Genomic DNA, 486 nt, shown 5'->3' with positions numbered 1-486 from the left:
AAATACTTTGGTTTTGTTATAAATGACCATAGGCTAGTGGAGCAGACATGTGAGAAGGAATAGTATGGGAGATCTTATGACTTTGATTTGTTCGTGATTGGAATCGGTGCTTGTGGAGGGCGTGCTGCACGCCTCGCGGGAAGTGTGGGGAAGCATGTGGCTATAGCAGAAGAGTATGGAATAGGGGGAACTTGATTTACTTGTGGTTGTGTTCCCAAGAAATTATATGTTTATGCCTCACAATATGCAAAAGAGTTTCGTCAAAGTGTGGGTTTTGGATGGCAGTATGCGGATCCAATTTTTAGCTGGGAAAAATTAGTTGAGGCTAAAAATAAAGAAATATCAAGATTAGAAGAGCTTTATCGCAAGGGATTACAAAGTAACAATGTTCATATTTATGAGAGTCGTGCTGTTGTTGTGGATGATCACACATTAGATCTCTCTGTGACAGGTGAGCGGGTTAGAGCGGAAAAAATTTTAATCGCG

Annotated in this window: 1 pseudogene; it reads left to right on the top strand. The window is 40.7% G+C overall.

The features are described from left to right. Nucleotides 1–87: 87 nt before the first annotated feature. A pseudogene (locus J7R10_RS08570) lies at nucleotides 88–486 on the top strand (FAD-dependent oxidoreductase); the annotation flags it as partial.

This window comes from Bartonella vinsonii subsp. berkhoffii ATCC 51672 (genome assembly GCF_902825225.1).
GTDB classification, from domain to species: domain Bacteria; phylum Pseudomonadota; class Alphaproteobacteria; order Rhizobiales; family Rhizobiaceae; genus Bartonella; species Bartonella berkhoffii.
The sequence above is the reverse complement of the archived record's forward strand: the minus strand, read 5'-3'. Positions and strand labels throughout refer to the sequence as shown.